At 67.6% G+C, this 12,464-nt stretch carries 9 protein-coding genes; 6 read left to right on the top strand and 3 right to left on the bottom strand.

Annotated elements, in window-relative coordinates:
• The first annotated feature begins 128 nt into the window (after positions 1-128).
• The 4 genes from JOF55_RS14180 (at position 129) to JOF55_RS14165 (ending at position 5,743) form a co-directional block, all read left to right on the top strand.
• Positions 129-1,802 carry a GGDEF domain-containing protein gene (locus tag JOF55_RS14180; RefSeq protein ID WP_374727494.1) on the top strand — a complete coding sequence of 558 codons (1,674 nt, stop codon included), beginning with the start codon at positions 129-131 and terminating at the stop codon, positions 1,800-1,802.
• Between the two features lie 383 nt (positions 1,803-2,185).
• Positions 2,186-3,709, top strand: a complete 1,524-nt coding sequence (gene glmU, locus JOF55_RS14175) for a bifunctional UDP-N-acetylglucosamine diphosphorylase/glucosamine-1-phosphate N-acetyltransferase GlmU (RefSeq protein WP_310274379.1) — start codon at positions 2,186-2,188, stop codon at positions 3,707-3,709.
• 28 nt (positions 3,710-3,737) lie between these two features.
• Positions 3,738-4,718, top strand: coding sequence for a ribose-phosphate diphosphokinase (locus JOF55_RS14170; protein ID WP_510184012.1), 981 nt, complete (start codon positions 3,738-3,740; stop codon positions 4,716-4,718).
• 92 nt (positions 4,719-4,810) lie between these two features.
• Positions 4,811-5,743, top strand: a complete 933-nt coding sequence (locus JOF55_RS14165) for an alpha/beta fold hydrolase (RefSeq protein ID WP_310274375.1) — start codon at positions 4,811-4,813, stop codon at positions 5,741-5,743.
• Between the two features lie 39 nt (positions 5,744-5,782).
• Here JOF55_RS14165 and JOF55_RS14160 read toward each other — a convergent pair whose 3' ends face one another.
• Positions 5,783-7,069, bottom strand: coding sequence for an Nramp family divalent metal transporter (locus JOF55_RS14160; RefSeq protein ID WP_310274373.1), 1,287 nt, complete (start codon positions 7,067-7,069; stop codon positions 5,783-5,785).
• A gap of 393 nt (positions 7,070-7,462) precedes the next feature.
• Here JOF55_RS14160 and JOF55_RS14155 point away from each other — a divergent pair, with 393 nt between their 5' ends.
• Together JOF55_RS14155 and pth are read left to right on the top strand one after the other, a co-directional pair.
• On the top strand, positions 7,463-8,098 hold the full coding sequence (locus JOF55_RS14155) for a 50S ribosomal protein L25/general stress protein Ctc (RefSeq protein WP_310274371.1): 636 nt from the start codon (positions 7,463-7,465) through the stop codon (positions 8,096-8,098).
• 112 nt (positions 8,099-8,210) lie between these two features.
• The gene (gene pth, locus JOF55_RS14150) at positions 8,211-8,804 is read left to right on the top strand and encodes an aminoacyl-tRNA hydrolase (protein WP_310274369.1); all 594 of its coding nucleotides are present in this window, start codon (positions 8,211-8,213) and stop codon (positions 8,802-8,804) included.
• An 11-nt stretch (positions 8,805-8,815) separates the two neighbouring features.
• Here pth and JOF55_RS14145 read toward each other — a convergent pair whose 3' ends face one another.
• Positions 8,816-10,483, bottom strand: a complete 1,668-nt coding sequence (locus JOF55_RS14145; RefSeq protein WP_310274367.1) for a fatty acyl-AMP ligase — start codon at positions 10,481-10,483, stop codon at positions 8,816-8,818.
• Positions 10,484-10,575: 92 nt separating this feature from the next.
• Positions 10,576-12,390, bottom strand: coding sequence for an ABC-F family ATP-binding cassette domain-containing protein (locus tag JOF55_RS14140; protein WP_310274365.1), 1,815 nt, complete (start codon positions 12,388-12,390; stop codon positions 10,576-10,578).
• Positions 12,391-12,464: the final 74 nt, after the last annotated feature.

Genomic DNA, 12,464 nt, shown 5'->3' with positions numbered 1-12,464 from the left:
CCGGTACGGCAGAGTTGACCACCACGCCGTCCGGTCGGCCGCGACCGGACGGAGTTGGCAGGGGGTGTACGTCGCTGCACGACGACACGGTGGATGCGCGGGAAGACGAGGCCGCCACGCTGGGCGAGATGTCCGACGCGTGGCTGGTCGGACGCGCACACGAACTGAACGCCGTCGCGCAGCACAGCAACGGTCCGAATCAGCTCTCGACGATTCGCGAGGCCGACCGACTACTCGCCGAAGCCCAGCAGCGGGGCGACCCCCGCGTCATCGCCCAGATCACCCGGCACTGTGCTGCGATGCGGCTGACCACACCCGGCCTGAGCGACAGTGCCGACCCCCTGCTCGACGAGTTGCTCGCGCACACCCGCAGGCACGGACTCGACGTGCTGGAAGCCGACGCGCGCGCCCTGCGGGGGCGCCAATCGGCTCTGGCGGGCAACCCGGACAACGCACTGAGCGAGCTCGCGCAGGCTCTGGCCACACTCGACGACGAACTGATCCCCGACACCATGCTCGGGCGTCGTTCCTGGGAGCGGCTACTGGCCACCGCACTCATCGACATCGGTCTCGTGCTCACCCAGCTCGGCGTCTACGAGATGGCCAACGAGGTCATGGCCCGTGCCCATCACCGGATCCGGGAAAGCGGCGGGCCGCACGACATCGCCGTACACATGATCAACCGTTGTCGGATGTTGCTGGGATGGGGACTGCGGCTGGAACGTGCCGACAAGGACGACGAGGCCTCCGAGCGCTTCGCCACCGCTTCGGCCATCGCGCTCGCCGTCGAGGGACCGTGGCGGGAATCGCTGTTTCCGCGAGTGGCGAGCAAGCCCGCCGCCGACCAGATGCCGGTGCTCGGTGCCGCACACGCACTGGCGCGTCCGAGCCCGGAGCACATCGGACGTCTGGAGCTGCTGAGCTCACCGGAACGGGCGACCTATCCGCGGGAGAAGATCATGGTCGCGCTCGCGCTCGCGCGGTGCCTGACTCGTGCCGACCGGGGCCACGATGCGGTCGAGGTACTGGCCCGGACACGCGAGACCATCGTTCGCGAGGCCACCGAACCAAGCCTGCGGATTTCACTGCTCCGCGAATATGCCCATCTCACCGAGTTGAGCAGTCTCGACGCCAAGCAGGCATTGCAGGACTACGTCGCCGAGCTCGAGGACAAACTGTGGGGAACGCGTCAGACACGCAGCTCCACGCTGGAGACGCGGCTGGCGCACTCCAAGCTGGCCCGTGCGCACGGTGCGATCGCGCGGCAGGCGCTGCAGGATCCGCTGACCGGTCTGCCGAACCGGCGCGCCCTCGACGGTCGGTTGGAAGCCCTGCTCGAACAGCCCGATTCCCAGCCGCTGTCGGTGGCGCTGGTCGATCTCGACGGGTTCAAGGAAGTCAACGACCAGGGCTCCCACGCCGAGGGAGACGATGTCCTGCGGGTGATCGCGAGCACCCTGCAGGACACACTGCGCGCCGACGACCTGGTGGCCCGGTACGGCGGTGACGAGTTCGTCGTCCTCCTTCCCGGAGTCACCCTCACAGCGGCCGAAACCGCGCTCGGAAGGGCTGTCGGAGCCGTCTCCGGTCTGGCGGCATCGCACACGCGAGGCGTGACGTTGTCGATCGGAGTGGTCTCGATGCGTCCGCAGGAGTCCGGCAGTCAGGTTCTCGCACGCGCCGACGCCGCGATGTACCGATCGAAACGCCAGGGCGGAAACCAGGTATCGGCCTGCTCCGCCGAAACGGATACGAGCGTCCCGGCCCGGCCCCAGGCCTGGATCCCTCCCGAGGAGATCTGAAGCGGGGAGGCGGCGGATTCGGTGCCTGCACCCGCCCCGGCACGGCTGAGCCCGGTCCCGGCTCACGGCACGGAAGTGCCGTGCCTGCGATTCCACACGACCACGCGAAATCAACCTGTGCTGGTCGGCTGTCGGCATCCGACAGCGACCTTCCGAGATGCCCGGTACCATTGTGACCACCGAGACGCGGCTCATCGGACCGACGGGGCACCGGTTCCCCGCTTCGTCCGGCCGGTTACCCTTCACCCGATCGGATGCACGGTTACCGGTAGCCACCGGGTTGACTCCCAGCGCCTCACCCACTGAGCGAGAGCATGGCGAGCTCCGGACGAGTGGACCGGTGATCCGGCGTCGAACCCGCTCGATACCGAGGGAGAGCATCGATGCTCGAGGGCGCAACCGCCCGGCCGCCTTCGGACGGCGTGTCCTCCGGCTCCGTCAGCACCATCGTGCTGGCCGCGGGCGAGGGCACTCGCATGCGATCGGCGACACCGAAGGTGCTGCACCGGCTCTCCGGCAGGCCGCTGATCGAGCACGCCGTCCGCGCCGCCGCCGGAATCGCACCCGAGGACCTGACCGTCGTGATCGGACACGGCAGGCAGGCCGTCGGCGAGCACCTCACGGAACTGGCGGACAGGCTCGATCGCACGATCAGTACCGTGGTCCAGGAGCAGCAGCTCGGCACCGGCCATGCGGTGTCCTGTGGAATGGCACAGCTCGCCCGTTCCGGAGCGGGTACTGCAGGCACGGTGCTGGTGACCTACGGCGATGTCCCACTGCTCGACGCCGACACACTGCGTGGCCTGCTGACCGAGCACCGGGACTCCGGCAACGCGGTCACCGTCCTGTCCGCAGTGGTCGAGGACCCGACCGGGTACGGGCGGATGGTACGCGACACGGGTGGTGACGTCACCGGCATCGTGGAGCAGAAGGACGCCACGTCCGAGCAGGCAGCGATCCAGGAGATCAATTCCGGGGTGTACGCGTTCGACGCGGCCTTCCTCGGGGACGCACTGAACCGGCTTTCCACCGGCAACGCCCAGGGCGAGTTGTACCTCACCGACCTGGTTTCGATCGCCCGCCAGGACGGCCTTCGGGCAGGTACCCTGGTATGTGCCGATACGTGGCTCGTGGAAGGCATCAACGACCGCGTACAGCTGGCCAAGCTGGGAGCGGAGCTCAATCGCAGGCTACTGCTGCACTGGATGCGCCAGGGCGTCACGGTCACGGACCCGAACTCGGCATGGCTGGACTGCGACGTCGAACTCGACCAGGACGTGGTCCTGGAGCCGAGCGTGCAGCTCCGCGCCGGAACCACCGTCGGTGCCGGGGCCACCATCGGCCCCGAAACCACTCTGACGGCCTGTACCGTCGGAGGGGGAGCCACCGTGGTGCGAACCCAGGGCGAGCAGGCCGAGGTCGGCCCCGGTGCATCGGTCGGCCCGTTCGCGTTCCTGCGTTCCGGTACCCGTCTCGATACCGACGCCAAGGTGGGGACCTTCGTCGAAGTCAAAAGCGCCGAGATCGGCCCGGGCAGCAAGGTCCCCCACCTGAGTTACGTCGGAGACGCGACGATCGGCGAGCACACCAACATCGGTGCCGCGACGGTCTTCGTCAACTACGACGGTGTCGCCAAACACCACACGGTGATCGGGTCCCATTCCCGCACCGGCGCGGACAACATGTTCGTCGCCCCGGTGCACGTGGACGACGGCGCTTACACCGCTGCGGGTTCGGTCATCACCGAGGATGTCCCACCGGGCGCTATGGCGGTCGCACGAGGGAAACAACGCAACATCGAGGGCTGGGTGGCCAAGCGCCGACCCGGCACCACCGCCGACCAGGCCGCACAGCGCGCGCTGGCGGACCGAGAAACAACGACCGATCCGACGAGTGACGCCTCGTGACGGGCGACGACCGGGAGGGACGATAACCGTGAGTGCCATGTCTGCGACTCCGAAGAAGAGCCTGAAGCTTGTCTCCGGCCGCAGCCACCCGGAACTTGCCGAGGAGGTGGCCAAGCAGCTCGACGTGACCGTCACGCCGCAGGCCGCCTACGAGTTCGCCAACGGTGAGATCTTCGTCCGGTATGACGAGTCGGTCCGCGGCTGCGATGTGTTCGTCATCCAGGCCCACAGCCACCCGCTCAACGATGCGATCATGGAACAGCTGGTCATGGTGGATGCCCTCAAGCGCGGCAGCGCCAAGCGCATCACCGTGGTCATGCCGTTCTACGGGTACGCCCGCCAGGACAAGAAGCACAAGGGTCGCGAGCCGATCTCGGCACGACTGATGGCGGACCTGTTCAAGACCGCCGGTGCGGACCGGATCCTGACGATCGACCTGCACACGGACCAGATTCAGGGCTTCTTCGACGGACCCGTCGACCACCTGCTTGCCCAGACCGTGCTGTCGGACTACGTTCGCGACACCTACACCGACGAGGCGATCACAGTGGTCTCGCCGGACTCCGGCCGGGTGCGTGTCGCCGAGAAGTGGGCCGACAATCTCGGGGGGACCCCGCTGGCGTTCATCCACAAGACCCGCGATCCCAGCAAGCCCAATCAGGTCGTGGCCAACCGCGTCGTCGGTGACGTCGAAGGACGACTGTGCGTGCTGGTCGACGACATGATCGACACCGGCGGCACGATCACCAAGGCCACCGAACAATTGCTGGAGGCCGGTGCGAAGGACGTCATCATCGCCTCCACCCACGCGGTGCTCTCCGGCCCGGCGGTCGAACGGCTGTCCTCCTGCGGTGCCAAGGAGGTCGTGCTGACCAACACCCTGCCGATCCCCGAGGACAAGAAGTTCGACAAGCTCACGGTGCTTTCGGTGGCCCCACTGGTGGCACGGGCCATCCAGGAGGTCTTCGAGGATGGCTCGGTGACCAGCCTGTTCAACGGCCACGCCTGAAGCGGCGAGAGCATCACCGACACCGGCGACGCCTCCCCACCGGGGAGACCGGGGAGGCGTCGCCGGTTTTTGTCCGTCTCTAGCATGGCCGCATGTATGACAGACGGGGAATCAACAGGTGGGTAACCACCGGCGACGGGTTGTCGCTGGCGGTGCGCGAGAGCGGCGATCCGGACCGGCCGACAGTGGTGTGTGTGCACGGCTATCCGGACAACAGTTCGATCTGGGAGGACGTGGCCGGGCACCTGTCCGAGCGCTTCCACGTCGTGCGCTACGACGTCCGGGGAGCAGGCGAGTCCGCCAAACCCCGTGGTCTCCGGGCATATCAACTCGACCGGCTCGCCGCGGACCTCGGCGCCGTGATCGACGCGGTGAGTCCGCGATACCCGGTACATCTGCTCGCCCACGACTGGGGCTCCATTCAGTCCTGGCACGCGGTAACCGGCGGGCTCTCGGCGCGTATCGCCTCCTACACGTCGATTTCCGGCCCTTGCCTGGACCATGCCGCGCACTGGATGCGCTCCCGGCTGCGGCCACATCCCCGCGCGCTGCGTGAGTTGCTGAGCCAATTGGTGCGTTCCGGCTACATCGGGTTTTTCCACCTCGCACCGTTGCCCGAGCTGCTGTGGCGCACCGGCTTCGGTCGCCGGATGCTGGACCGGCTGGAACACCTGGGCCTTGCCGGAGACGAGAAACCGGTACGGCCCCACCGGCGGTTACCGGATCTGCTGCACGGTCTCAAGCTGTATCGGGCCAACATGCGCGGACGATTCACCGCACCGCAGCATCGATCGACGAGCGTGCCGGTGCAGGTACTGGCTCCGACCGGGGATGTGTTCGTCTCCGTGCCGCTACAGACCGGGATCTCGTGCTGGGTCGATGAGCTGCGGGTGCGCACTGTCGCGGGGGGACACTGGATTCCCCGTGGTCGACCGGGGGTCGTTGCCGACTACACCGCCCGGCACATCGACCGCGTCGGTGACGGCCAACGACATCTCGGCGACAGCCCGCGACAGGAGTCGTGACCAACCGGCCGCGCTCCCCTGCCGCTGTGCTCTGTCGCCTCAGGTCAGCAGGCCCACCAGCTCGTTCACCGCCAACGTCACGAACAGCACCAGGCACAACGCCAACACCGTGTTCGACAGCCACCGCGAACGTTGCTGTGCGGGCATCAGCGTCGGGGAGTTCAGCAGCACCAGCAACGTTCCGGCCAGGAAGGGCATGAACAGCGCGCCCAGCACCCCGTAGATGATGGTGAGCTGGAACGGCCGGTCCAGGAACAGCAGCGCCATCGGCGGGAACGTCAGCCACAGGAGGTAGAGCCGGAAAGAGGTGCTGCGCTCCCCGGCCTTGTGGGTGTAGTCACCTGCTGTCTCCGGCTTCGCCTCCCGGGGCAGGCGCCACGTTCGCCACCAGTCGGCGAACAACAGGCTCACCCCGTTCCAGACCCCGATCAGCGAGGTGAACGTCACGGAGAGGAAACCGACCAGGAACGGGATCCGCGCCCACTGCCCATAGTCGGCGGCCAGTGTGTCGGCCAGGTACAGCAGGCCCTCGTCGCCCTCGATGATCCGCCGCCCGAGCAGGAGTTCGGACCCGATCACGAGCATCGCGACCACGAAGATCCCCGTGGTGAGGTAGCCGGTCGCGTTGTCGGTACGCATGAACGGCAGCCACTTCGGCGACCGCCAACCCTTGGCGAAGGTCCAGTACCCGTATGCGGCCATCGTGATCGTGCCACCAACACCGCCCATCAACCCGAGCGCATAGACGATCGACCCGTCCGGCAGTGACGGCACCAATCCGCCGCCCAGCGCCGTGAGGTTCGGGCCGACGAGAATCGCCGTGGCCACGACCGTCACGAACATGACCCCGATCAGCACGGTCATGACCTTCTCGAGCAGGGCGTAGCGCCCGAACCACACCAGCGCCAGCCCCGCCAGACCGCACAGCATCGCCCAGTACCGCACCGACAACGCGGGGAACATCGCGTTGAGCGGAAGCGCCGAAGCCGACATGGCGGTGGCACCGTAGACGAATCCCCAAAGCACGACATAGACACCGAAGTAGCCGGTGGCCCAGCGCCCCAGCGTGCGCCAACCCGACAGGAGCGTGCGATCCGAACTCAGGTGCCAGCGGCCGACGGCCTCGCCGAGTGCGAGCTTGAACACCGTTCCGACGACCACGGCCCAGAACAGCGTGTAACCGTAGCGTGATCCGGCGACCATCGTGGCCACCAGATCCCCCGCGCCCACCCCGGTGGCCGCCGCCATGACACCGGGACCGATCTGGGTGAGCCGGGCACGCCAGCCCGTGGTGGCCGGACCTTCGGAGGTCACATCGGCAGACATGGTGATCAAACTAATAGTCGAGCGGACTGTGCGGAAGAGCACGGCACAGCCATCCCGGCACAGCTCGGCCGGATTTTTGCAGTTTCGCGCGAAACTGCAAAAATCCGGCCGAGGACAGGGTCAACCGGGCAGCGCATACCGGCACCCCGGTGCGCAGGCACGCCACGATGCCGATTAGACTGTTCGGGTTGCCTCGGCGAGGCCGGGAGAACCACCCGGCGTGATCGACGTGGCGGCTGGTGGCCGCCGACGTGCTGATCGAACCCACCGCCGTCCGAGCGCGGACGCCGGTGGGCGTTCACACACGGTTCCGACCGACGCCAGTCGCGCGCCCCGCCGCCGCAGGCCAGCGACCGATTCACGTTTCGCCCGACGCCATAGGAGTGCACCACCGTGTCCGAGGTACGTCTCACCGTCGAACCGCGCACCGAGTTCGGCAAAGGTGCGGCCCGCCGCACCCGCCGTGCCGGCAAGATCCCCGCAGTGCTCTACGGTCACGGTTCCGACCCCAAGCATCTGTCCCTGCCCGCAGTGGAGTTCGCCCGCGCCATCCGCGAGAACGGGCGCAACGCGGTGCTGACCCTCGATGTGGCCGGATCCGCCAGCGAGCTCGCACTGACCAAGACCATTACGGCTCACCCGGTCAAGAACCACGTCGAGCACGTGGACCTGCTGCTGGTCAAGCGCGGCGAGAAGGTCACCGTCAACGTGCCGATCGTGATCAACGGCGATGCCGCCCCCGGCACCCTGGTCACCCAGGACCTCAACGAGCTGCAGCTCGAAGCCGAGGCCCTGCACATTCCCGAGCAGATCGAGCTCTCGATCGACGGTGCCGAGGCAGGCACCATGATCCACGCCTCCGAGGTCTCGCTGCCCCGCGGTGTCACACTGCAAACCGGCGAGGAAGCGCTGGTCGTCAACGTGACCGAGGCGCCCAGCGAGTCCGACATGGAGTCGGACATCGACACCGAGGGTGCGGGCGTCGTCGAGGAGGCCTCCGAGGACGAGACCGCAGGCGAGCAAGCCTGAGGCCACGACGTCGGGCCCGGCCCGCGGCGCGCGTGCCTCTTCCGCCCAAGGCGGTCGAGAGCAGGCGCGCCGCCTGCTCCGGGCATTCGAGTTGAACCGGGAGCGTTGCCTGGTGACCACCTCCGGAGCGGAGAAAGCACTCGACGGCCTCGCGCTGATCGTCGGGCTGGGTAATCCCGGCCCGCGTTACGCGGGCAACCGGCACAACATCGGATTCCTCGTCGCCGACGAACTCGCCGATCGCGCCGGTGGGAAGTTCAAGGCCCACAAAAGCGGCACCGAGGTCGTCGAGGGACGACTTGCCGGAGTCCGTGCGGTGCTGGCCAAACCTCGTGCACTGATGAATCTCTCCGGTGGTCCCGTCGCCGGAGTGTCGAAGTTCTACAAGGTCGCCGCCGAGTCGGTGATCGTGATTCACGACGAGCTGGACCTGCCGTACGGCACGGTGCGGCTCAAGCGTGGTGGCGGCGAGAACGGGCACAACGGGCTCCGGTCGATCACGAAGTCACTCGGCACCCGCGACTATCTGCGGGTGCGTTTCGGTGTGGGCCGTCCCCCGGGCCGGATGGATCCGGCCGACTTCGTGCTCAAGGACTTCTCCGGCAGCGAACGCCGTGAACTCGGCTACTTCGTGGATCACTGCGCCGATGTCGTCGAAGTCCTCGCCGCCGAGGGACTCGAAGCAGCCCAGAACCGCTTTCACTGACCCGGAGCTCGTCACTCGTGGACGAGCTCGGCCGTGGCGGCACGCTTGAGCTTGCCGGAAGGAGTCTTGGGCAGGCTGCCGGGTTCGACCACGACCACGGCGGAAGGGCGCACACCGACGGCGTCGACCACACGGGCCGCCACCTCCTTGCCGAGCGCCTTCTCGGCCATCTCGTCGCCGGCCACTCCGGACTCCAGCACCACGGCGAAGCGCTCCCGCCTGCTGCCCGGATCCTGACGCACCGCCGCCGCGTTGCCTGCGCGTACACCGTCGACTTCGCACGCGGAGCGCTCGATATCGACCGGGTAGATGTTGCGTCCACCCATGATGATGACGTCCTTGCGTCGCCCGCAGATCACCACCCGGCCGTCTGCCAGATAGCCCTCGTCGCCGGTGTCCAGCCACCCGGCGGCGTCCTGGGCGGGCAACGGTCCGTCCACGGTCAGGTATCCCGGCGTCACCGCGTCCCCGCGGACGCGCAGTTTTCCGACTTCCCGGTGCCCGAGCGTGTTGCCGGAGTCGTCGACGACCTCGATCTCCAATCCCGGTAGGGCGCGGCCGAGCACTGCGAAGCGTCGGGCGTGTGCCGATTCCGCATCGACCGGTTTCGCCCGCCGACGCTTCTCCAACTCCGCGGCATCGACGGTGTCGAGTTCGATACCGCGGTTCAGTGGCGCGAACGAAACCGCCAGCGTCACCTCGGCCATCCCGAACGCGCACACCACGCATTCGGAGCGCATGCCGAATCGCGCACCCGCGTCGGTGAACGTCCGCACCGCCTGCGGGTCGATGGGTTCGGCACCGTTGAGCGCGAACCGCAGACTCGACAGGTCGAAAGCACCGTCGTCGGCCCTGGCCATGCGCTTGCCCACGATCGCGTAAGCGAAGTTCGGAGCGGCCGTCACCGTACCGCCGTAGTGGCTGATCAGTTCCGGCCACAGCAACGGCCGGGCGAGAAAATCGGCGGGCGTGACCTTCACGCTCTCCAGACCGATGGCCATCGGGACGGTCAGACACCCGACCATGCCCATGTCGTGAAACAGCGGCAACCACGACACGAGCACATCAGTGTCCGGGTCCAGTTCGGCACGGGTGACCATGGCCCGCATGTTGGAGTACAGATTGCCGTGGGTGATCCGGACCGCCTTGGGCTCCGCGGAGGAACCGCTGGTGAGCTGGAGCAGCGCCGCCGCGTCCTCGGCAACGTCGACCGGTTCCGTCAGGGGCTCTGCCATGCTCGCGAGCCCGGGCAGTTCGCGGTGGGGAATGGCGTGCCGGGCGAGAACATCGGCGAGTTGCTCGAACGGGGACCCCAGCAACACCAGGCGCGCATCGATCATCCGGAGCACCCGGATCGTGTCCTGCGCCCAGTGCTCCAGGTCCGTGCGCGGGGTCGGCTGATGCAGCATCGTGACACTGCCACCGGCCAGCCACACCGCCTGCACGGTGGGAGCGATCAGGGCGGGGTCCGCGGCGAGGATCGCCACCGCAGCACCCGGCTCGACTCCCGCTCCCTCTTCCGGAGCGCGCAGGGCACCCGCGATCGTCAGCGCCTCCGCATGTATCTCGCCCCAGGTCCGGCGACGGGGCTGCTCGGGCTCGCCCGTCGTGATCCCTCGTGCCGACGCACCCGTGTTCGCATCCGCCGATGTCACCAGCGTGCTCATGAACCGACTCACGCAGAGCAGCCTACGTCCGGTGTGATCCACGCGACAGTCGACGCAGCGGCGCGTCGTCACCTGCGGTCGCAGTTCTCCCGGGGGCTTCGCGCTCAGCCCAATTGTCCGGCGAGCTCCAACCAGCGGGTCTCGATGCCGTCCTTCTCGTCCTGCAATGTCTGCAGTTCGGTGTTGAGCGTCTGCAATCGCTCCGGTTCGGTGGCCGCTTCGGCGAGCTTCTCGTGCAACTCGTCCTCGCGCTTGCCGAGCTTGTCGAGCTGCCTTTCCAGCCGCGACAGCTCCTTGCGCGCGGCACGCTGCTCGGAGCCCGACAGACCACCCTGCCGGGAGTCCGCCGCAGCAGCGGCCCCGGATGGTTTCCCGTTCTGCTCGGCCTGCTTCCCCAGACGCTGCTCGGACGAATTGAGCAGCGAGTGCCGCCGCTGCAGATACTCCTCGATGCCTCCCGGCAGGTGCGTGACACCTCCGTCGCCGAACAACGCCACCACGGTGTCGCAGACACGCTCGACCAGGTAGCGATCGTGGGAGACAACCACGAGGGTGCCCGGCCACGTATCGAGCAGGTCCTCGAGTTGCTGCAGCGTGTCGATATCGAGGTCGTTGGTGGGCTCGTCGAGCACCAGCACGTTCGGCTCGGACATCAGCAGCCGCGCAAGCTGCAGACGGCGCCGCTCTCCACCGGAGAGATCCTCCACCGGAGTCCACTGCCTGCCCTTGCCGAAGCCGAACCGCTCGGCCAGTTGTGAGGCCGACAGTTCGTGCTTGCCGAGCACCACGTGCTTGGCGACGTCCTCGACCGCCTCCAGCACACGCCAATGTCCGGGCAGGTCGTGCAGCTCCTGGGTGAGATGCGCCAGCCGGACCGTCTTGCCTTCGATGCGCCGACCGCTGTCGGGTTCCCGTTCCCCGGCCAGCAGTCGCAGCAGTGTGGTCTTACCGGAACCGTTGACACCGACCACACCGATCCGGTCGCCCGGTCCGATCCGCCAGGTCACGTCCTGGAGCAGGGTACGGTCATCGATGCTCAGGTCGACGTTTTCCAGTTCCACCACGGTTTTGCCGAGCCGCCGCTTCGCGAACGAGACCAGTTCGACGGTGTCCCTCGGAGGCGGGACATCGGAGATCAGTGCCTCGGCCGCCTCGATGCGGAACTTCGGTTTCGACGTCCGGGCCTTGGCACCCCGCTGCAGCCAGGCGAGTTCCTTGCGAGCCAGGTTCTGACGCTTCTCCTCGGCCTGCTGGGCCAGCCTGGCTCGCTCGGCCCGCGCGTAGATCCAATCGGCGTAGCCGCCCTCGTACTGTTCGACGCGGCCGTCGGTGACCTCCCAGGTGCGGTTGCAGACGGTGTCCAGGAACCAGCGATCGTGCGTAACGATGATCAGTGCGCAGCGCCGGGACAGCAGGTGATCGGCCAGCCAGCGCACGCCCTCGACGTCGAGGTGGTTGGTGGGCTCGTCGAGAACGAGCACGTCGAGGTCACGGACCAGCGCGGCGGCCAGCGCCACGCGGCGCCGCTCACCTCCGGAGAAGTCCCCGACCGGGGTATCCAGTCCGAGGCGGCTCATGCCGAGACCGGTCAGCACCGAGCGCACCTTCGGGTCTGCGGCCCACTCGTGTTCGGCGGTGAAACCGTGCGGGTCGAGCACCGCATTGCGGACGGTCGCCCCCTCGGGCAGCTCGGTGCGCTGGGTGACCACGGCCATCTGCAGGTCGCGGCTGTGGCTGACTCGGCCGGTGTCGGGTTCTTCGGCACCGGAGAGCACTTCCAGCAGCGTGGTTTTGCCCCCGCCGTTGAGGCCGACGACACCGATGCGGTCGCCCGCGGCGACGCCCAACGACACCCCGTCCAGCAGCGGGCGCACGCCGTAGCTCTTGCTGACCGATTCCAGGTTGACCAGGTTCACCATCAGGTGTTCGTTACTCCGTTGACTGCGTAGCGTGGGCGTGTAGCGACGTGTTCGACCAATTTCGCGAGAAAATC

It is taken from the genome of Haloactinomyces albus (assembly GCF_031458135.1).
Lineage (GTDB): Bacteria > Actinomycetota > Actinomycetes > Mycobacteriales > Pseudonocardiaceae > Haloactinomyces > Haloactinomyces albus.
Note: the sequence above shows the minus strand (reverse complement) of the source record. Positions and strands in the feature narration are given on the sequence as shown.

Bases quoted from the DNA above. Each gene is read 5' to 3' on its own strand.
- JOF55_RS14180 (WP_374727494.1), top strand. From the start codon at position 129: ATGTCCGACGCGTGGCTGGTCGGACGCGCACACGAACTGAACGCCGTC.
- glmU (WP_310274379.1), top strand. From the start codon at position 2,186: ATGCTCGAGGGCGCAACCGCCCGGCCGCCTTCGGACGGCGTGTCCTCC.
- JOF55_RS14165 (WP_310274375.1), top strand. From the start codon at position 4,811: ATGTATGACAGACGGGGAATCAACAGGTGGGTAACCACCGGCGACGGG.
- JOF55_RS14160 (WP_310274373.1), bottom strand. From the start codon at position 7,069: ATGTCTGCCGATGTGACCTCCGAAGGTCCGGCCACCACGGGCTGGCGT.
- JOF55_RS14140 (WP_310274365.1), bottom strand. From the start codon at position 12,390: ATGGTGAACCTGGTCAACCTGGAATCGGTCAGCAAGAGCTACGGCGTG.